Annotated in this window: 24 protein-coding genes; 4 read left to right on the top strand and 20 right to left on the bottom strand. The window is 43.2% G+C overall.

Annotated features, from left to right (window positions below; translation table 11 throughout):
* The first annotated feature begins 42 nt into the window (after positions 1-42).
* Positions 43-525, top strand: a complete 483-nt coding sequence (locus tag NF418_RS00120) for an NUDIX hydrolase (protein WP_256777904.1) — start codon at positions 43-45, stop codon at positions 523-525.
* Between the two features lie 48 nt (positions 526-573).
* Here the strand turns inward: NF418_RS00120 and NF418_RS00115 are convergent, their stop codons facing one another.
* Positions 574-1,251 (bottom strand): DUF4956 domain-containing protein, encoded by a 678-nt coding sequence (locus NF418_RS00115; protein ID WP_256777903.1) that lies wholly within the window; start codon positions 1,249-1,251, stop codon positions 574-576.
* Entirely contained in the window at positions 1,238-1,981 is a 744-nt protein-coding gene (locus NF418_RS00110) for a polyphosphate polymerase domain-containing protein (protein WP_256777901.1), read from the bottom strand. Before NF418_RS00110 ends, NF418_RS00115 begins: the two co-directional genes overlap by 14 nt.
* A 190-nt stretch (positions 1,982-2,171) precedes the next feature.
* Between NF418_RS00110 and NF418_RS00105 the strand changes: the two genes are divergently transcribed.
* Positions 2,172-2,474 carry a hypothetical protein gene (locus NF418_RS00105; RefSeq protein ID WP_256777900.1) on the top strand — a complete coding sequence of 101 codons (303 nt, stop codon included), beginning with the start codon at positions 2,172-2,174 and terminating at the stop codon, positions 2,472-2,474.
* Positions 2,475-2,494: 20 nt separating this feature from the next.
* Here the strand turns inward: NF418_RS00105 and NF418_RS00100 are convergent, their stop codons facing one another.
* The 18 genes from NF418_RS00100 to ligA all read right to left on the bottom strand — a co-directional run bounded on the left by NF418_RS00100 (position 2,495) and on the right by ligA (position 19,646).
* The gene (locus tag NF418_RS00100; RefSeq protein WP_256777899.1) at positions 2,495-2,761 is read right to left on the bottom strand and encodes a DUF2087 domain-containing protein; all 267 of its coding nucleotides are present in this window, start codon (positions 2,759-2,761) and stop codon (positions 2,495-2,497) included.
* 54 nt (positions 2,762-2,815) lie between these two features.
* The gene (gene pheT / locus NF418_RS00095; protein ID WP_256777898.1) at positions 2,816-5,215 is read right to left on the bottom strand and encodes a phenylalanine--tRNA ligase subunit beta; all 2,400 of its coding nucleotides are present in this window, start codon (positions 5,213-5,215) and stop codon (positions 2,816-2,818) included.
* A gap of 1 nt (position 5,216) precedes the next feature.
* Positions 5,217-5,738 carry a GNAT family N-acetyltransferase gene (locus NF418_RS00090; RefSeq protein WP_256777897.1) on the bottom strand — a complete coding sequence of 174 codons (522 nt, stop codon included), beginning with the start codon at positions 5,736-5,738 and terminating at the stop codon, positions 5,217-5,219.
* 542 nt (positions 5,739-6,280) lie between these two features.
* Entirely contained in the window at positions 6,281-7,324 is a 1,044-nt protein-coding gene (pheS, locus tag NF418_RS00085) for a phenylalanine--tRNA ligase subunit alpha (RefSeq protein WP_024403151.1), read from the bottom strand.
* Between the two features lie 252 nt (positions 7,325-7,576).
* The gene (locus tag NF418_RS00080) at positions 7,577-8,416 is read right to left on the bottom strand and encodes a DNA/RNA non-specific endonuclease (protein WP_256777896.1); all 840 of its coding nucleotides are present in this window, start codon (positions 8,414-8,416) and stop codon (positions 7,577-7,579) included.
* 29 nt (positions 8,417-8,445) lie between these two features.
* Complete coding sequence (locus NF418_RS00075; protein WP_256777895.1) at positions 8,446-8,637, bottom strand: DNA-directed RNA polymerase subunit beta; 192 nt, start codon at positions 8,635-8,637, stop codon at positions 8,446-8,448.
* Positions 8,630-9,913 (bottom strand): UDP-N-acetylglucosamine 1-carboxyvinyltransferase, encoded by a 1,284-nt coding sequence (gene murA / locus NF418_RS00070; protein ID WP_256777894.1) that lies wholly within the window; start codon positions 9,911-9,913, stop codon positions 8,630-8,632. The genes NF418_RS00075 and murA overlap by 8 nt, the downstream gene beginning before the upstream one ends.
* Positions 9,914-9,936: 23 nt before the next feature.
* Complete coding sequence (locus tag NF418_RS00065) at positions 9,937-10,161, bottom strand: DUF1146 family protein (protein ID WP_172050474.1); 225 nt, start codon at positions 10,159-10,161, stop codon at positions 9,937-9,939.
* Between the two features lie 56 nt (positions 10,162-10,217).
* Positions 10,218-10,634 (bottom strand): F0F1 ATP synthase subunit epsilon, encoded by a 417-nt coding sequence (locus tag NF418_RS00060; RefSeq protein WP_172084593.1) that lies wholly within the window; start codon positions 10,632-10,634, stop codon positions 10,218-10,220.
* A gap of 10 nt (positions 10,635-10,644) precedes the next feature.
* A complete protein-coding gene (gene atpD / locus NF418_RS00055) occupies positions 10,645-12,051 on the bottom strand; it encodes a F0F1 ATP synthase subunit beta (RefSeq protein WP_172005235.1) in 1,407 nt (468 codons plus the stop codon).
* A 19-nt stretch (positions 12,052-12,070) separates the two neighbouring features.
* On the bottom strand, positions 12,071-12,949 hold the full coding sequence (locus NF418_RS00050) for a F0F1 ATP synthase subunit gamma (protein ID WP_024398204.1): 879 nt from the start codon (positions 12,947-12,949) through the stop codon (positions 12,071-12,073).
* A gap of 11 nt (positions 12,950-12,960) precedes the next feature.
* Complete coding sequence (gene atpA, locus NF418_RS00045; protein ID WP_256778052.1) at positions 12,961-14,481, bottom strand: F0F1 ATP synthase subunit alpha; 1,521 nt, start codon at positions 14,479-14,481, stop codon at positions 12,961-12,963.
* Positions 14,482-14,484: 3 nt separating this feature from the next.
* A complete protein-coding gene (locus tag NF418_RS00040; protein ID WP_172022836.1) occupies positions 14,485-15,018 on the bottom strand; it encodes a F0F1 ATP synthase subunit delta in 534 nt (177 codons plus the stop codon).
* Entirely contained in the window at positions 15,019-15,525 is a 507-nt protein-coding gene (atpF, locus tag NF418_RS00035; RefSeq protein ID WP_256777893.1) for a F0F1 ATP synthase subunit B, read from the bottom strand.
* A 17-nt stretch (positions 15,526-15,542) separates the two neighbouring features.
* Positions 15,543-16,259 carry a F0F1 ATP synthase subunit A gene (gene atpB / locus NF418_RS00030; protein WP_256777892.1) on the bottom strand — a complete coding sequence of 239 codons (717 nt, stop codon included), beginning with the start codon at positions 16,257-16,259 and terminating at the stop codon, positions 15,543-15,545.
* 36 nt (positions 16,260-16,295) lie between these two features.
* Positions 16,296-16,496: a F0F1 ATP synthase subunit C gene (locus tag NF418_RS00025; protein ID WP_105109681.1), complete on the bottom strand. Its 201-nt coding sequence runs from the start codon at positions 16,494-16,496 to the stop codon at positions 16,296-16,298.
* A gap of 140 nt (positions 16,497-16,636) precedes the next feature.
* Positions 16,637-17,677, bottom strand: coding sequence for a diacylglycerol kinase family lipid kinase (locus tag NF418_RS00020; protein ID WP_256777891.1), 1,041 nt, complete (start codon positions 17,675-17,677; stop codon positions 16,637-16,639).
* Positions 17,678-17,687: 10 nt separating this feature from the next.
* Positions 17,688-19,646, bottom strand: coding sequence for an NAD-dependent DNA ligase LigA (ligA, locus tag NF418_RS00015; RefSeq protein WP_256777890.1), 1,959 nt, complete (start codon positions 19,644-19,646; stop codon positions 17,688-17,690).
* Between the two features lie 125 nt (positions 19,647-19,771).
* Here ligA and NF418_RS00010 point away from each other — a divergent pair, with 125 nt between their 5' ends.
* Positions 19,772-19,885, top strand: a complete 114-nt coding sequence (locus NF418_RS00010) for an SPJ_0845 family protein (protein ID WP_256777889.1) — start codon at positions 19,772-19,774, stop codon at positions 19,883-19,885.
* Positions 19,886-20,118: 233 nt separating this feature from the next.
* Positions 20,119-20,474, top strand: a 356-nt coding sequence (locus tag NF418_RS00005; protein ID WP_256777888.1) for an IS110 family transposase, incomplete at its 3' end; no start/stop codon positions are given.

Raw genomic sequence — 20,474 nt, 5'->3', positions numbered from 1 at the left:
CTTTGTGATATAATAGGAACAAACTAACTACAAGGAGCTACTATGACCAAGAAACCTGTCCAACTGGCTACGATTTGCTACATTGATAATGGTAAGGAATTTCTTCTCCTTCATCGAAACAAGAAAGAAAATGACGTCCATCAAGGTAAATGGATTGGAGTTGGTGGCAAACTGGAACCCGGTGAAACACCGCAGGCTTGCGCTATTCGAGAAGTCTTTGAGGAAACTGGGCTTACTGTAACGAAGCATGCTCTAAAAGGAGTGATCACCTTCCCAGACTTTACTCCAAACACAGACTGGTACACCTATGTCTTTAAGATTACCGGTTTTGAAGGAAGTCTTATTGACTGCAACGAAGGCGATTTAGAATGGGTTCCTTATGAGCAAGTGCTCTCCAAACCAACCTGGGAGGGCGACCGGCATTTTCAAGAATGGCTATTAGAGGACAAACCCTTCTTTTCCGCTTGCTTCCGCTATGACGGAGATAACTTGCTGGATTACAGTGTTGATTTTTATGAAGAATAGTTTCTATGAAATGGAAAAAAGCCTTGGAAATCCAGGGCTTCTTTGATATTACAAATACTTCTTCTTCGGCATTTGCTTGTTCAATACGACATCCAGGGGACCGGCTGATAACACTGTATCTACCAAGCGTTTATCTGTAATTTTTTTATCGAGGAGAACTTGATATTCTAAGATCAGCGCTTCTTTTTTCTTCTTGTATTTGAGGGAAATGAGATCCGCTTGCTTGCAGGATGTACCAAATTGTTTCTCAAAAAATTGGTCGTAGTCAAAATTCATTGGCACTGTTACCAAGAGATGTCGACGATTTTGATTGACTTGGGCAAAACTGATATTTTCAAAAATCAAAATACAAGCAGATAGGATGACCGTCATAAAGACAGCCAAACCTAGGAAGCCCATCCCTGTCGCTAGACCAATAGCCATCGCTAAGAGGACTGCAAGCATTTCTTTTGATGAACCTGCCGCTGAGCGGAATTTAATTAGACTGAAGGTCCCTGCTACCGCAACACCCGCTCCTAAGTTACCATTTACCAATGCTATGATTACTGCAATCAAAGCTGGCATTAAACTTAGTGTGATGACAAATTCCTTTGTATAATTAGATTTATATTTATAAACAGCTGCTAAGAGCACCCCCATAGACAGACTGACTGCAAAGACCAGCGCCATCTGTGTTAAGGTGATACTGCTATTGGCCGTTGAAAATATACTGTTAAACAGCTGCATGTTGATTTACTTCCTCTCCAGTGATGTTGTGGGCAAGCTTATAGGCATTGCCATATTTTGAAAATGATTGTTTTTCGATCTGGTATTTTTCGAGCAGGGCTACCAACCAGTCTGGTCGTTCTTCTGGAACTTTTACTTCCATGATGACTTTTGTTGGATCCAAAAGGTCCTTTCCAAATTTGCCCTCCATGGCATCTACATCGTAATCTCGATAAAGTAAGTTCTTATCAATTGTGAGACGAACCTTTTTGTCTTCGATTCCTTTGTAGGATACACGATCGTAGTAGATATACATCTTCGGCTTAATAGTCCCGTAGCGTTCTCTCAATTGCTCTAGTTCTGATGTAACTTTATCGTCTTTAATTGTGGAATCAATCACTCCATTTTCAATATAGTTTGTTACAGAAACAGGGTTTGAAGTTAAGCGGTATTTATAACCAATTTTATTTTCTTTTTTCTTGATTTCAAGAAAAGCTTGACTTGATTCAGAAGGTTTAGAATCGTAGACACGCATCCGAATTTTTTCTCGTCCATTCTTTTTGGCAATGGAATCTTGAATCATATCGAATTCTTCATTATCGAAATAAATATTCGTAATGGTTGAAGTTGCAAATTCATCTGAAACCATATATTTCTGCAAATCTTTTTCTAAAAGAGCAAATGTTTCCTTGTCAACGATATATTTTGTTTCTTTACGTTTAAATTGTTTTTGTACGATTCTAGTTTTCATGTTTTTCCCTCTTTATCTTAAAACTTCTAAGCAAATATCTGCCTCGATGACAATACTTAGTTTACTGAATAACCTTTAAACGAAACTAAAAGTAAATTTAAACAAAACTTAAACTGCAATAAAGTTGAAATTCTTTTGTCTTATTTCAATCTGTGTTACAATTAGGATAATGATAACAAAGGAGAAAACTATGTACGAATTTGTCTTAGAATACGGCTCATTCCCTGTAAAACTCATCGACGGTTTTGTCAACAATCGCTCAGAAATCCCTGATTTTCTAAAAGAGGATGAAGAAATGATTACCCGCTTGAATGAGATTAACGAACTCTTCCACCAACTTTTCTTAACCATCGAGTGCAAGTTTGACTACATCGGCAAGCAGTTCCCTGACAAGATTGAACAGCTACGAACACTCTATCACCCTCTAGCAAATGACTTGCTAGCCAAGTATGGTGATGTGGTCGACTTGAAGATTGAACCCTTTATTTTGTAAGACAAAAGAGATGACCGCAATCATCTCTTTTCTTCTATTCTGTATTCCAATCCATACTGGTCTCGAGACAGGTAGCCATAATCCACCAAGTAGCGTCTTAAAATAGCATAATCATCATAGATTTCAGCTAGAAAGGCATTGACTTCTTTTTCTGTGAAGGTTGAGCCTTTCTTAGCCAACTCTTCTTGCAAGTAGGCAAATAAAACTTGCTTACTTTTCAACTTCTTAGGAATAACAAGTAACTTCCCATCTCGAAAAAATTTTTCGTGAATATCTTTAGTGTTCATACTTCCCTCCAAAAAATCCTAGCCCGCTGACTAGGATTTCATAAGATTTACATGTTAACGAATTTCAGCTCCAAGTGTTTCGAGCGACTTACTGATTTTCTCCATGTACTTAGCCACTTCCTCATCCGTCAGGCTATCCGTAGGATTTTGGAAGGTCAGGTTGTAAGCCATAGACTTCTTACCAGCCTCAATATTATTGCCCGCATAGACGTCAAAGAGGGTCACTTTAGTCAAGCGTTTGACGCCCGCAGACGCAATGGCCTCCAAGACTTCCTGATGTTTAACATCACTGCTCAAGAGCAGGGCAATATCACGGCTAACTGCTGGGAATTTAGAGATTTCGGTAAATGGCTGAGCAGGCTGGAGAGCTTCCTCAATCGCATCCAGATTGATTTCAGCCACATAGGTTTCAGAAATTCCGTAGTCCTTAGCCGTTTGAGGATGTACCTGACCGACAAAGCCGATAACCGCCCCATTCAAATGGATTTCAGCTGTACGACCAGGGTGCAAGGCAGCAATCTCACTAGTCGCCACAAAGTCAACAGCCAACTTGTAATGAGCAAAGATAGCTTCCAAAATTCCTTTGGCATGGAAGAAATCAACTGGTACAGCTGGTGTCTGGAAGTCTTTCTCAACCACCAAACCAGTCAAAACAAGGGCAAACTTATTAATTTCTTGCGGCAGGTCTTCTTTTGGATTGCCAGACTGTTCAAAGATTTTACCGATTTCGTAGAGAGCCAAGTTCTTGTTCTTACGAGCCACGTTGTAGGCCACTGTTTCCAACATACCAGACACCATGTTCTGACGAAGGGCAGAGCGGTCAACGGTCATCGGCCACATGAGTTCGGTCACAGTGGTTGGACGAGCCGCAAACTCCACAGCCTTCTCAGGTGTTGTCAGAGCATAGGAAATGATTTCTGTCAGGCCTGCACCTTCTGCCAGGCTACGCACTTGGCGACGGATATTCTGGGTCAGGGTCAACTCACCTGCTGTTCCGTCCTCTTTCGGAAGAGTGGTCGGCAGATTATTGTAGCCATAAATACGAGCGATTTCCTCTACCAAGTCTGCTGGAATGCGAATGTCCCAACGGCGACGCGGTACTGCGACTGTAAACTGACTTGCATCGCCAGTTGTTTCCATACCTAAACGACGGAAAATGTCTGCGATTTGTGCATAGTCAAGCTTAGTCCCGAGCGAGCGGTTAACGTAATCAATGGTTGCTGTGACTGGGACGTCCGAAGTGTCCACGCTACCCGCAGAAACGATGCCAGACAAGACCTGACCGCCAGCCAGCTCTGCAATCATAGCAGCTGCTGTATCCATAGCCTCCGTCAAAGTTGCCACGTTGATGCCCTTTTCAAAGCGAGAAGAGGACTCAGAGCGAAGGTTGAGGCGACCAGAGGTCTTGCGGATAGACTTGCCGTCAAAAAGGGCGGCTTCCAGCACAACGGTTTTAGAGCTGTTGTCAATCTCTGTGTTGGCCCCCCCCATGACACCACCGAGGGCAACTGCCTTGTCCGCAACGGAAATGACGATGTCGTCAGCAATCAAGTCACGTTCTTCGCCGTCAAGAGTTACCAAGTTCTCACCCTCTTTTGCCTGACGAGCCACGATTTTCTTGCCATCAAACTTGTCAAAGTCAAAAGCGTGCATTGGCTGACCGAAGTAAAGCAAGATGTAGTTGGTGATGTCCACCACATTGTTGAGCGGGCGAATACCTGCGTTCATGAGCAGGTTTTGTAACCACTGTGGACTTGGTGCGATGGTCACATTTTCAATGACACGAGCCGTGTAGGCAGTCACCTTGTCTGACTCAATGGCCACTTCAATCACATCGCTGGCCTTCTTGTCGCTTTCTTCCAAGACCACAGGCTTGAAGTTGACCTTGCTGTCGTAAATGGCTGCGACTTCGTGAGCCACGCCACGCATGGAGAGGGCGTCGGCACGGTTTGGCGTGATGGACAACTCAATAATCTCGTCGTCGAGGTCTAGGTATGAAAAGACTGGCTCACCCACAACTGCATCTTCGGGCAGGTGGTAGATTCCATCCGCATAGACCTTTGGCACAACTGAGTCGGACACGCCGATTTCGCTCAATGAGCAGAGCATACCCAAGGACTCAACTCCGCGGATTTTGCCTTTCTTAATCTTGTAGTTGCCAGCGATACGAGCTCCTGGCAGAGCGACGATTACCTTGATGCCAGCTTTCACATTCGGAGCACCGCAAACGATTTGCGTGATTTCGTCACCCACATTGACCTGGCAGATATTGAGGTGGGTATCTGGAATGGGCTCAGCAGACACAACCTGACCGACAACCAACTTAGACAGGCCAGCACTCTTTTGCTCAACACCTTCTACTTCAATTCCTGTTGTTGACATTTTTTCAGACAAGTCATGGCTTGTCGCATCAAAGTCAACCAGTTCTTTTAACCATTTGTAACTTACTAACATATTATCCTTTCTGGTGCAAAGGCCGTTTTAGTAGCCAATCCACATCAATCTTATCACCGACCGCAAATTCATGCTGGCCAAATTTTTCAAATCCATATTTTGCATAGAGTTGTTGGGCCTTGAGATTGTGTTCCCAGACTCCCAGCCAGACCCAGTCACAAGTTGACTGCTCTGCTTTTTCCAAAGCAAATTCAAACAAGACCTTCCCAAGACCGCGACCTTGAAAAGCCTGCAAGAGATAGATACGCTGGATTTCAAAGGCATTTTCCAACTCCTGCTCCGTCTGGGCAGAACCTTGGTTGAGCTTAAGATAGCCAGCTATCTGATGATCTATTCTTAGAAAATAGTGCTGGCAGTTGGGATCCGATAACTCACTAGTCAAGACCTCCAAGGAGTAGACTTCCTCGAAGAATGCCTCCAGTTCCTTCGGCTCATTATCGTGAGCGAAGGTCTCTGCAAAGGTCTGTTTGGCCAACTCCTGCAAAGCAGAAACCTCTTCCAAACGTATCGAATCTATCTGCATCTCATTGCCTCTCATTTCTAACTGGGCTAGGAAAGTCGCTCAATAGCGATTTCCCTTCACTTCCTCGTCCATGGTTACGACGTTCTAAGGTTGAAAACGATACTTTTTCAACTCTAAACCTAGTGAGGTGAGTAGGTAGACCGCCATAGCGGCTACCATTTCTCTCAAACAACAATCTACTAACCTTTATCAGATTACGACGGCTTTCAAGCAAAACGATATTTTTCGCTTGAAATCCTAGTAAGGTAGCTAGGAAAGTCGCAGAGCAGCGATTCCCACACCTTAAATAGTGCGAGATTACGACGTTCTAATGTTGAAAACGACATTTTTTCAACATTAGAACTAGTGAGGAGAGTAGGTAGACCGCCATAGCAGCTATCCTTTCTCTCAATCAACAATCTACTAATTTTATAGGATTACGACGGATTTCAAGCGAAACGATATTTTTCGCTTGAAATCCTAGTAAGGTAGCTAGGAAAGTCGCTTAATGGCGATTTCCGTCTACTTAAGAGCTGACTTTGTCAGCCTTAAGTAGTGCTACGTTAAAACTGCTCCGAGAATCGTACATCGCCTTGATAGAATCCACGAATATCGTTGATACCGTAACGGAGCATGGCAATGCGTTCCTGACCAAGACCGAAGGCAAAGCCAGAGTACTTGGTTGAGTCAATACCACTCATTTCCAATACTTGTGGGTGGACCATGCCGGCACCGAGGATTTCAATCCAGCCTGTTTTCTTACATACGTTACAGCCGTCACCACCGCACTTGAAGCAGGAAACGTCCACCTCAACAGAAGGCTCAGTGAATGGGAAGTATGATGGACGCAGGCGAATCTGACGCTCTTCACCAAACATTTTCTTGATAATCATTTCAAGCGTACCTTTGAGATCGCCCATGGATACATTTTCACCAACAACCAAGCCTTCAATCTGGTGGAACTGGTGGCTGTGGGTCGCATCGTCCGTATCACGACGGAAAACACGACCTGGCGAAATCATCTTCAAGGCACCCTTTGAAAAATCATGTTGGTCCATAGTCCGTGCCTGAACAGGCGACGTATGAGTCCGCATAAGGATTTCTTCTGTGATGTAGAAGGTATCCTGCATATCACGTGCTGGGTGATCTTTCGGCAAATTCATCCGCTCAAAGTTGTAGTAGTCTTTTTCCACTTCAAATCCGTCAACGATTTGGAAGCCCATGCCCAAGAAAATATCTTCGATTTCCTCAGAAGTTTGGGTCAAGACATGACGTTTTCCGACCTTGACCTGACGACCTGGCAAGGTCACATCAATGGTTTCAGATGCTAATTGCTGCTGAATTTTTGCTGCTGCAACCTTTTGAGCTGTTTCTTCAAAAGCAGCTGTCAGCACATCACGCACTTCATTGACCTGCTTACCAACGATTGGTTTCATTTCGTTAGATAGGTCTTTCAAGCCTTTCAACAAGTCAGTCAAGGACCCTTTTTTACCCAAAACCGCAACACGCAGGTCTTGTAGTTCTTTTTCTCCTTGGTGCTGGATTTCTTTTAACTTTTCAAGTGTGGTCTGGCTTAATTCAGCCAACTGTTGTTCAATGTTTGACATAATTCCTCCAATAAAAAAAACGCATGACACCACTCATATCGGAGCGTTGTCACGCGGTACCATCCGTTTTCATCTGCTAGGCAGACCTTAGTTCTAAGCCCTTGCGTGAGTGAATTCGACCAACTTTCACTGATTGAGCTTGCAGTCACGGCTCAACTCCCTGGGCAGTTTCCATAGGTGTACTAGTCTCACAGACCTCTATTCAATTAAGAATATTCTATCAAAAATAAGAAAGTTTGGCAATTGATTTCTTTACTCATTCACCGTAATTTCCCCACTATGGTAATTTATACTCAAGCCACTCTGCACATTTGGGACAAATACGTTGAACTCTAAGCTACCATCTGCTGCTTTGGCTTCTAAATGACTTCCTACTGGAATCAAGTCATTGTTTTCTGCATAGATTAGGGTTACACGGTAGCGGACACGCTTGTTCTTGTCCAAGGCTTTTCTTACCAAGGTTTCAAAATAATTTTGACCTGTCGAAGTAGAATCATTGGCTTGGTTAGACCAGGCTGTTTGAACCGCTATGTTTTTTGGATTGCTTGTTGAGGCATCGAATCCAGCTAGACCACCAATCAAAGCATAGCCAAGCAGATGTCCACGATCAACTGCATGATCATATTCCCCTGGCAAATCATGAATTTGGTGCCAGCCAGCAGGAGTCCATGATGTACGCCCATTACCAGTTGCTTCACGATCCTTATACTGACGTGTTGACTTAGCCAATAGGGCATTGGCTACGGTTGGAACCGTTTCTCCCTGCACAGTCTTAGTCTTGTTATCCCCATAAGGTGCACTAGCGACTGAAGCATCTAAATCGGTCTTATTGCCGTTGATCAGAAAAGCGCCAGCTCCATTCCATTCAATGGAATTCCCAAGTTGTTTCCTTACTTTCTCCGTCAATACCGAACTAGCCAGCTCCTGGCTAGGTGTAAAATCGCTCGCTTGCGACTGATTGACATAATAAGAATAGTTTGCAGCATTGTCGCTGCTCGTATTATTTAAAAAGTAGCCACCACCAACTACAACAATAGTAGCTAACAAACTTAGTAGGCTCATAGCCTGTTTCTTTACATTTTTCTTCGCCATAAAATCCCCCATCAAAAAAGTAGGTTACCCTACTTTCCTGTAAATTTATTGATTAAATCCTGCCATTTTGCAGGGGATAGGACTGCAAACAAATTATCCCCATCACCAATGACACCATAGCCTACCATAAGTCCTAGAGCAAAAACCAGTAGGGCTAAAAGTGCTACGATAGCAACCATAAGCAGTTTTTTTCCAACATAGTTTAGATTTTCCTTAAGCATTTTCAATTTCTCCACTTACACGTCTGATGTCAGCGCCAAGTCCTGCCAATTTCTCATGGAACCGATAATAACCTCGGTCCAAGTGGGACAATTTCCCAACAATCGTTTCACCTTCAGCGACCAAACCAGCCAAAATCAAAGCTGCACTTGCCCGCAAATCCGTTGACATCACCTGGGCACCCTGCAAGGTCTGACCACCTGTAATGATAGCTGTATCACGCAAAATTTCCGAATGCAAGTCCATCCGACGCATCTCTTCTAAATGTTGGAAACGATTTTCAAAAACCGTTTCAATCATAGTCGATTCCCCCTTGGCTACTGCCATAAGAGCCGTAAACTGCGCCTGCATATCAGTTGGAAAGCCTGGATGAGGTAAGGTTTTTACGGTAACAGGTTTAAGTTTATCAACTTGTGACCGAACTCGAATCCCTTCAGCTTCTTCCGTCACCTCAACTCCCATTTCTAGCATCTTAGAAATGAGTGGACGGTTGTGCTCCCAGACAGCATCCTTAACTAAGACATCTCCACCAGTCATGGCAGCAGCCACCATAAAGGTCCCTGCTTCAATACGGTCTTGAACAACTTGGTGTTCTGCTCCGTACAGCTGGTCAACACCTGTAATGGTAACGGTTTCTGTACCAGCACCCTTGACCTTAGCACCCATTTTATTGAGGAAAATTGCTAAGTCAACGATTTCTGGTTCCCGCGCAGCATTTTCCAAAACAGTCGTACCCTGAGCAAGCGTTGCAGCCATCATTAGATTTTGAGTAGCCCCAACACTTGGGAAATCAAGATAGATATGAGTACCCTGCAATTTCTCTGCACTTGCTTCAATATAACCCGCACGTTGCTTAATCTTTGCACCAAGTGCCTGCAAGCCCTTCAAATGCAAATCAATTGGACGACTACCGATGGTACAACCTCCTGGCATGGAAACCTTGGCATAGCCATTACGTGCCAAAATCGGACCAAGAATAACAATAGAGGCGCGCATTTGACTGACATATTTATATGGAGTTTCGTTGCCCAGTCGGCCAGTAGCATCAATGTCAATGGACTTGGTTTCTTCATCGAATTTAACTCGAACACCCAAACCTCGAACCACATTATTCATGGTATAAACATCAGAAAGAATTGGGACTTGAGTTAATTTGGTTTGTCCTTGACTTGCTAGGACAGTCGCAGCCAACAAAGGTAGAACAGCATTCTTAGCACCTTCAATTTCAACCTGACCCTTCAAGCCAGTTTTACTACCTTTAACGATAATTGTGTCCATTTACTATCCTTTTCTTACTTAAATCATATACTTGCAAATGAGCGCCCTACCACCAACAATTCCAAGAAAAAGTTGGATACCAGGTAGCCCAGAGCAATGGCTAGAAAGAGAATGAGCAAATTAATTTTCTGCTGGTTTTCTCCTGTAACCTTTAACCACCGTGACCAGTCAACTGTTGTCACCAAAAGATGATGGGCCAGATAGATAAAAAGTATGTGACTAAAAAATTGTAAAATTGAAATAATCATGTTTCCATTATACCACGAAATGCAAAAAAGGAACTGAACTAAGTTCAATCCCATTTTTAATGTTTACCCACTCGAATACGGTTAATAGCCCTTTGGAGTGCTACTGTGGCACGTTTTTCCAAATCAGCATTATGAGCGTTATGGGCTTCTTCAAGCTCTCTTTCAGCCCGCAACTTAGCCCGTTCTGCACGACTGATATCAATATCACGTTCTCGCTCTGCTGAGTCCGAAATCACCGTAATCCTATTTTTGTTGATTTCAATAATCCCACCATTGACAGCAATCCAGTCCACGTGATTTTCATCATCAACACGGCGGACTTTCATTTCATCAATTTCCAAAACGGCAATCAGTTCCTCATGTCCGGGATAAATTCCCATCTCGCCTTCGACAGTCTTTACCAAAACAAAGGCAGCATGGTGGTCATATTTCATTCCATCTGGTGTCACAATTTGAACAGTCATTTGTTCCATAGGCCACCTCTTAGAATCTCATTTTTGCAGCTTTTGCGACTACATCCTCGATTGAACCGACATTTCGGAAGGCATCTTCTGGTAGATGGTCATGCTTACCATCCAAGATTTCCTTAAAGCCTTTAACAGTTTCTGCAACTGGCACATATGAACCTGGCATACCTGTAAATTGCTCAGCAACGTTAAAGTTTTGAGATAGGAAGAATTGAATACGACGAGCACGTCCAACCAAGGTCTTCTCTTCGTCAGACAATTCATCCATACCGAGAATGGCGATAATATCTTGCAATTCTTGGTAACGTTGAAGGACACGTTTGACTTCCATGGCAACTGCATAGTGCTCTTCACCAACGATTTGTGGAGCAAGTGCACGTGATGACGAAGCCAATGGATCCACCGCAGGGTAGATACCAAGTTGAGTCAACTTACGTTCCAAGTTAGTTGTCGAATCCAAATGAGCGAAAGCTGTCGCTGGAGCTGGATCTGTATAGTCATCGGCAGGCACGTAGATAGCCTGAATAGATGTAACAGAACCCTTCTTGGTTGAGGTAATACGCTCCTGCAATTGTCCCATCTCAGTTGCAAGTGTTGGCTGATAACCAACGGCTGACGGCATACGACCCAAGAGGGCAGATACTTCTGAACCAGCCTGCGTGAAACGGAAGATATTGTCGATGAAAAGAAGCACATCCTGACCTTCCACATCACGGAAATATTCCGCAATAGTCAAACCAGTAAGGGCAACCCGCATACGGGCACCTGGCGGCTCATTCATCTGACCAAATACCATGGCCGTTTTTTCAATAACACCTGACTCTTTCATTTCCCAATACAAGTCGTTCCCTTCACGAGTACGCTCACCAACACCGGTAAATACAGAAATACCACCGTGTTCTTGGGCAATGTTATGAATCAATTCTTGGATAAGAACGGTCTTACCAACACCGGCACCACCGAAGAGACCAACCTTACCACCTTTTAGATAGGGTGCTAGAAGGTCAATTACCTTGATACCTGTTTCCAAAATTTCGCTTGAAGTAGATAACTCATCAAAAGCTGGTGCTTTTTTATGAATTGGCTCACGTTCAAAATCAGCAGGGAATGGCTCATCAAGGTCAATGGTATCTCCCAAAACATTGAAGACACGACCCAGAGTTTCCTTACCAACTGGAACTGAGATCGGACGGCCTGTATCAAGTACTTCCATCCCACGAGTCAATCCATCAGTTGATTCCATGGCAATGGTCCGAACAACGCCATCACCAAGTTCCAAAGCAACTTCAAGCACAACTTTTTGCTTGGAATCATCATTTTTGTATACAACGAGTGCGTTGTTAATCTCAGGAAGTTTATCTTCTGCTGCAAACGCGACGTCTACAACTGGTCCGACAACCTGAGTAATTTTGCCTGAACTCATTCTATTTCCTCTATTTCTATTACTCAAGGGCTGAGGCACCAGCTACAATCTCAGTGATTTCCTGAGTGATAGCTGCCTGACGTGCCCTATTGTATTGAATTGTCAAATCGTTAATGACATTCTTAGCATTATCCGTTGCTGTCTGCATGGCTGTCATACCAGCCGCATTTTCAGCAGTTTTGGCATCCAAAATCGCTCCGTAAATAGTTGACTCTGCATACTGCGTCAAGAGTTGCTCCAGAATGACTTCACGGTTTGGCTCCAATTCAAAAGTAGATGTATAACCATCTGCTTCATTATGGTCCAAATCTTCTACAGGAAGCATCTGTTGGACACGCACCTGACTGGTCAAGCTATTGACATGGTGGTTATAACAAACATACAACTCATCAAAGAGTTCATTCTTGTACATCTCAACTGACTTAGAAATGATTTTTTGAACCTCTTCAAAACTTGGATTGTCTGCTAAACCACGCAATTCAAAGACAGGATTGATACCACGGGCACGGAAGAAATCAGCTCCCATACTACCAATGGCAATAATCTCATACTCGTCTTTTGAGTCATGGTCCTGTTCAATCATCCCCATCACAGCCTTCAAGATACTGGAATTATATGAACCTTTTAGTCCACTGTCAGATGTAATGACAATGTAACCCGATTTTTGAACTGGACGGCGAATCAGCATTGGATTGCTTGTATCTGAAGCCATCAATTCTCCACGCAAGAGGTCCGTTGTAATCTGACGAACCTTGCTAGCGTAGATCTGAAAGGATTGCGCTAATTGCTCTGATTTGGCTAGTTTAGAAGCCGAAACCATCTGCATGGCACCGGTGATTTGACTGGTTTTCTTAGTAGATGCAATTTTTGATTTGATTTCATTGAGAGAACCTGCCATTATTCACTCCTTTACTTAAAGACAGACTGGTCTTTGAAGGCTTGAATAGCAGCGTTCAACTCATCTGTATCAGGAAGATCTTTTGTTGTGCGAATGACATCCAAAAGACTATCAAAATGCAAATCAAAATATGCATACAACTCTTCTTCAAATGCCAAAATGTCATCAATTGGCACTGAATCCAAGAAGCCATTTGTCAAAGCATACAAAATCAAAACCTGTTTTTCAACTGGAAGTGGCTTATGCAAGGGCTGTTTCAAAACTTCGACAGTCCTACGACCACGGTTGAGTTTGGCCTGAGTTGCCGCATCCAAATCGGAACCAAATTGCGTAAAGGCCTCTAATTCACGGTAAGAAGCCAAGTCGATACGAAGGGTACCAGCAACCTTTTTCATGGCCTTGATTTGAGCCGAACCACCTACACGAGATACGGAAGAACCCGCATCAATGGCTGGACGGATACCAGAGTTGAACAAATCGTCCTTCAAGAAGATTTGTCCATCCGTGATTGAAATCACGTTAGTCGCTATATAGGCTGAAATATCACCTGCCTGTGTTTCGATAAATGGCAGAGCTGTAATCGAGCCACCGCCTAACTCATCAGAAACCTTGGCTGAACGCTCAAGCAAGCGGCTGTGCAAGTAGAATACATCACCTGGGTAAGCTTCACGACCTGGAGGACGACGAAGCAAGAGAGATAATTCACGGTAAGCTACCGCCTGTTTTGACAAATCATCGTAGACAATCAAGACATGTTTACCTTCATACATGAACTCTTCTGCCATCGCAACGCCGGCATAAGGAGCCAAAAATAGCAATGGAGACGGTTGAGAAGCAGATGCAGTTACTACGATAGTGTAATCCAAGGCGCCATATTGGCGTAGAGTTTCTACCTGCGTTCGAACTGTTGATTCTTTCTGACCAATAGCCACATAGATACAAATCATGTCTTGGCCTTTTTGGTTGAGAATGGCATCAATAGCTACAGAGGTCTTCCCTGTCTGACGGTCCCCGATAATCAATTCACGCTGACCACGACCGATTGGAACCAAAGCATCAATCGCCTTGAGACCAGTTTGCAACGGCTCATTTACTGATTTCCGTTGCATGACACCTGGCGCTGGGTACTCGATTGGACGTGTTTTTGTCGTACGAATGTCACCAAGACCATCCACTGGCTGACCAAGTGGATTGATAACACGACCAATCAAGGCTGAGCCAACTGGGACTTCCATGATTTTACCAGTCCGACGAACAACAGAACCCTCTCGGATATCTGTAAATTCACCCAGAATGATGATACCAACATCGTTGGTTTCTAAGTTTTGGGCCATACCAATGGTGCCATTTTCAAATACCAAAAGCTCTCCACTCATGGCATTGTCAAGACCTTGCGCACGGGCGATACCGTCACCAATGTAGGTTACGACACCAGTTTCTGTATAGTCAAAGTCAGGCTGAAAGCCTTCAATTTGTTGTTTTAGTAAAGCGCTAATTTCTTGTGCATTAATCAAAAGAACACCACTTTCTATTTTCTAAAGTTTTTTTCTAACGTCCTTCAATTGTGTCCGAACGCTTGCATCGATTACCTTGTGGTTAACCGTCACAATAAAACCACCGAGTAGACTTTGGTCTAATTCTTCGATGATCGTACGTACACGCAAGGAGAAACGCTTTTCCACTAACTGACGAAGACGGTCTTTTTGGGCTTCTGTCAAAGGATAGACTGAAACCACATGGGCTTCAAATTCATTTTTAAATTTACTGATTTGTAAACGAACACGCTCTAGTGTTTCCAGTAGCAAGTCTGCATGGCCGTCACGAATAATATCCTCAATTAAATCATTGATTTGCCAGAAACTTGACTGGCGAACGGTTCGTACGAATGCAGCCTTTTCCTCTCTTGATACCGTAGCAGATAACAAAAGACGATTGAGTTTGCTATCATGGATAATCGTAATCAATTCAGAAAGCTGGTCATACATTTCCCAAATTTCTGCATGATCACTGACTTTTTCAACAAATGATAGAGCGTATTTTTGCACAAGGGCATTTTCTCTAGCGTTCATTTACTTGTCTCCTAGTTTATCCAAATAACGGTCAATCAAGTTGCTATGTGCTTGTTGGTCTAGATCTTCTAAAATAATCTTACCAGCCAAATCAACAGCTAACTCAGCAACTTGCACACGTAAGTTTTCTTGTGCCTCACGTTTCTCAGCTTCAATTTCCATTTCAGCTTTTTGTTTTAAGCCTTGGATTTCAACATCTGCCTGTTCAAGAATCTGTTTTTTTTCTAGTTTCGCCCGCTCGATAGCATCTTGAATGATTTTTTGTCCTTCAACACGACCTTGAACCAATTCCTGTTCCCTTTGTTGAACCAGATTTGAAGCAGCAGTTAATTTTTCTTCTGCTGCATCAATATCATTGGCAATCTTATTGGCACGTTCTTCAAAAATACCTGTAATACGGTCCCAAGCGAATACACGAATAAGGATAATCAATATCGCAAAAGAAGCCGTTACGAGAATAAAGTTTCCAAGAACAGTGCTAGATTGCATTGCTAAAATTGTTGCCATATTTTTCTTTCCCTTTCTTACTCACCAGCACCGTGGATTTTTTTGTTCAAGTACATGGATACCAGCATGACAAATACATAGCCTTGCAAACATGAAATGAAGACAGAGAATCCTGTCCAAACAATGTTTAGAGCAAATGCAACTGGATAAGCTACTGCACTTTGTTGTGATAATTGTAAAAGAAGTGAAACCAAAACTTCACCTGCGTAAATATTACCGTACAAACGCAAGGCTAATGAAGCAAGGTTGGTAATTTCTTCTAAAATGTTCATCGGAGTCATTGCCAAAGGGGTCACAAAATCTTTCAAATATTGCTTAAACCCTCTACGGCGAATGCCTTCGACATGACAAAAAACCGTTGCAATGGCTGCTAGTCCAAAATCGTAGGCCATGTTGGCTGTTGGCGAAGTCCATAAGTTATGGCCTTCTGTTGTTTCCAACTTGGTCATCAAACCCAAGTTATTTGCTACCAAAAGAAAGGTGAAGACTGAGAAGAAGAACAAATTATACCTTTTAGCATCTTCATCTCCAAGGTTCCCCTTAGTAAAATTGATAGTCAATTCATACACGTACTCCAAAACATTCTGTTTTCCTTTTGGCTTCAGTTCCATTCGACGACTGGCCCAAAAAACAAGTAAGAAAATAACGGAAATGGTTATAATAGAAACCAATACCATGGTCAGGTCAAAGGTTATGGGACCAAGGGTAAGGGTTGGACTTAAATGTTCTTCCAATGGAGGTTCCCCCCTTTTCTATTTCTCTATTTTCTACTATTTCAAGACAAACATCATAGCCAAGGTTACGAAGAACGTTCCCTCGATAAAGGCAACACCCAAGAATACACCAGCCATTAACTTGCTTTGCATTTCTGGTTGACGTGCAGTCGAACTAAGGTAAGAAGCTACCAACAGTCCTTCACCAATACTTACACCAAGACAGGCCAAACCTAAAGCCAATGCGCCTAAATTCATAACGAATTCTCCTTTTAAAATTTAATACCATGTAAGGATACTCCTAAAACATCTATTTGTCAAGAAAATACCGCCATTGGAAGCGTTTAATTCGTTATTAAAATAGAAAAAGAAAAGACCTAGCTGTCTTTTCTTCCTATTTATAATGCGGAATCAATTTGACTACTTTCTTCGATAAAGCGCTTGGTCATATTTTCTCTATCAACTTGCTCCATATCCACGGTAATGGCTTCATCAGAAACTAAATCAGTGTCAGCAAAAAATTCAATATGATTTTGCAAGTTATAGAGTTCAACTGGTGCATCTCCTCCGAACTCACCATCTAAATTGAGCAAAAGGCGATTTTCAGTATTTAATTGTTCAATAGTGAGTTTTTTGGTCTTTATATACTCTATCAAGTCACTATCTATATGTTTTCCTCCATCTAGAACCTGTCGAATCAGGTGGAGGATTTCAAATAAATTGCCCGTTTTTACCATTAGTAGTGTGAAATTACCATCATCTAATTTAGCATCCGGTACAATTTGTTCGAAACCACCAATAGAATTTGTTAAGGCGACAAAAATCATGGAAATAGAACCTTCAAATACGCCACCATCGTGTGTCACTTTAACTGGTGTAAATTGCACCTGTGGCAAGAGTTCAGCTCCCTTTACGACATAAGCAAGATAACCGAACATGGTTTTTAGTTGACTAGGAACACTATAGGTTAACTCAGTCAAAGTACCCGCGGCAGCGATGTTAATGAAGTAATGCTCCTGATAAAAACCATTCTTTTGGTTCTTTGCCAGTCCAATATCCATTAAAATCGTCTGTTTTTTCCCTATCATCTTGGCAGCTTCGACTGGATTGCCACGAGGGACCTTGAGAGCACGCGCATAGTCATTGGTCGTTCCTGTTGGAATAATAGCCATCTTTGGTCTATTTTCAAGGGGAGCAATGCCGTTGACCACTTCATTGATGGTCCCATCTCCACCTGCTGCGATGACTAGGTCAAAGCCCGCCTCCGCTACTCTTTTCGCCTCATTCTTAGCAGAATCTTTTGCGGCCGTTGTCTGAAAAGCAGAAGTTTCGTAGCCGAATCCTTCTAAAATATCCAACACTTCTGCCACATTTTTCTTCATGATTTCCTGACCAGAGGTCGGGTTATAAATCAATCTTGCTCGCTTACGTTCTTCCATCTTCTATACCTTATAGGCTTTCTAACCAGGCCTCGTCTTTTATTTCAATTCCTAACTCTTGTGCCTTGGCCAACTTGCTTCCCGCATCAGCTCCTGCGACGACTAGGTTGGTCTTCTTGGAAACCGAGCCTGCTACCTTGGCACCTAGGGCTTCTAGCTTGGCTTTGGCTTCGCCCCGCTTCATCCGTTCCAACTTACCAGTCAAGACAACTGTCAGTCCAGACAGGGCAGCATTTTCATCAGCCACCTGTCCTAGATAGGCTAAGTTTACGGCATTTTCCTTAAGTTCAGCTAAAAGCTGCTGGGCTCCTGAGCTGGCAAAGAAACTGGTCAGGGACTTGGCAATAACCTGACCCAAGCCTTCTAGGGAGGCAATCTCATCTTGGCTGGCTTGAGCTAGGGCTTCCAAATCACCGAAGTTTTCCAGCAAAATCTTACTGGCCTTACTGCCGACATGACGAATGCCCAGACCGAACAAGAGCCGTTCTGCTGAATTTCCTTTTGATGTCTGAATGGCCTGATAGAGCTTGTCTGCGGACTTTTCCTTGAAACCATCTAGGGTCAAGAGGTCGTCAACAGTTAATTTATAAATATCAGCAACATCGTTTACCAAGCCGACTCCAAAGAGTTTTTCCACAATAGAAGACCCCAGACCTGCTATATTCATAGCGTCGCGACTGGCAAAGTGCTCCAACTTGCTCATCAACTGGCTAGGGCAAATGGGATTGATACAACGAAGGGCCACTTCATCTTCGTAGTGTTCTAGGTCGCTCTGACAAGACGGACACTGTCTTGGAACAGGCATGACTTCTTGATCTTTTCGGTACTTGTCCACCACTTTCAGAACAGCGGGGATAATGTCCCCAGCCTTGTAAACAATGACCGTATCGCCAATGCGAATGTCTTTTTCTGCGATGTAATCAACATTGTGCAGGGTAGCACGGCTAACGGTCGTTCCTGCTAGCTGTACTGGGCTGAGATTGGCTGTCGGCGTGACAACGCCTGTTCGGCCAACGGTCCAGTCAACTGATAGGATTTGTGCTTCTTTCTCCTCAGCTGGAAACTTGTAGGCCACTGCCCAGCGTGGTGCCTTAACAGTAAAACCTAATTCTTCTTGGATGGCTAGGTCGTTGACCTTAATGACGATACCGTCGATTTCATAGGGCAAATCGTCTCGTCGCTCTGCCATTTTTTCAATAAAAGCCCAAACATCGTCCATGCTGTCGGCCAACTGGTAGTCGTGGTTGGTCACAAAGCCTAGAGCATCCAGCTTTTTCAGCACTTGCGACTGGCTGGTCGCTTCAGAAGGGCTGGCCTCTTGGTAGAGGAAGGTTGCAAGACCACGCTGAGCTACTACACCCGTATCCAGCTGGCGAAGGGTACCCGCCGCTGCATTTCGTGGATTGGCAAACTCAGCCTCACCTGCCTCCTGACGTTGTTGGTTGACGCGGTCAAAAGAGGCTTTTGGCATATAGCACTCGCCACGGACGGTGACATCAACCGCCTCTGGCAAGGTCAGGGGAATGTCTGCCACACGCTTGAGGTTTTCGGTGATATTCTCACCGACACTACCGTCACCACGTGTCGCACCTACTACTAGATTGCCAGCTTCATAGGTCAGGGAAATGGACAGACCGTCAATCTTGAGTTCACAGATATAGGTCGCCTGTGGAAATTCCTTGCGAACACGTTGGTCAAAGGCGTCCAATTCTTCACGCGAAAAGGCATCCTGCAAGCTAAAAAGAGGATAGACATGGGTATATTTTTCAAAGCCGTCTAAAATTTTGCCACCAACGCGGTGGGTTGGACTGTTGGGCAAGACCCATTCTGGATGAGCTGTTTCCAGTTCTAGCAATTCTCGATAGAGTTTGTCATATTCGGCATCAGACACACTTGGTTTGTCTGAACGATAGTATTCGTCGGCATATTTGTTAAGTAAATCTACTAATTCTGATATTCTTTTTTCCATAAGACCATTATACCATGACATAAGGAGGCAATTGAAGATTTTAGTTTTGAATTAGGTTAGGAAATTTTAGATACATTTGAGCAAAAAAGGGTATAATAGATATATAAGATTTTCGGAGGTGCTTTATGGCTGTAACATTTAAAAGACAAGATGATTTGGAAAAAATGTTGGAAGAATTTGCTTCATTTGAAAAACTCGAAGAAGTTGAGTTTCCTGATCAAAAATCAAAAACATACTAAGATTAGTAGTGAGGAAATCTCCGACGGGAGAGAGTACTCACTACTTTTTCTTTATGTTAAAGTAGAGGTGTCTTGTTAAGTCGAGAACTCTTTTGACGCTAGACGTCGCATCAAAAACTGGCAAGGCACCTGTTTTAGAAAGAATGTTATCAAAGTATGTGGGACGCCAGACGTCGAGTATTGAAAATGACATCACTAAAACAAGGAATCATTCAAGACAAAGAGGTAATATCATGCGTGCAGTTTTTGGGATTGATGTGAGTAAGGCAAGTTCAGAAGTGACCATTCTAGTCAATGGTGAGAAAGTTCATGGCTATACCATGTCCAATGACGCCTTAGGCTTTGCTCGGCTACTTGGCGATTTGAAAACCGTCCATAAGCCAGAAATCATCTTTGAAGCAACAGGTGTCTATTCTCGTCGTCTCCAAGCTTTTCTAGAAGATAATGGCTATGCTTATACAAGGCTTAATCCCTTAGAAGCTAAGAAGCAACTGGATAGCTTGCGTGTGAGGAAAACAGATCAAATTGACGCCGAAAAACTGGCTCAATCTCAATTTGTGCTGAATCGTAAACCCACTTTTGTCCAAGA

The sequence above is a fragment of the Streptococcus suis genome, assembly GCF_024509555.1.
Taxonomy (GTDB): Bacteria; Bacillota; Bacilli; order Lactobacillales; family Streptococcaceae; genus Streptococcus; species Streptococcus suis_AD.
The sequence above is the reverse complement of the archived record's forward strand: the minus strand, read 5'-3'. Positions and strand labels throughout refer to the sequence as shown.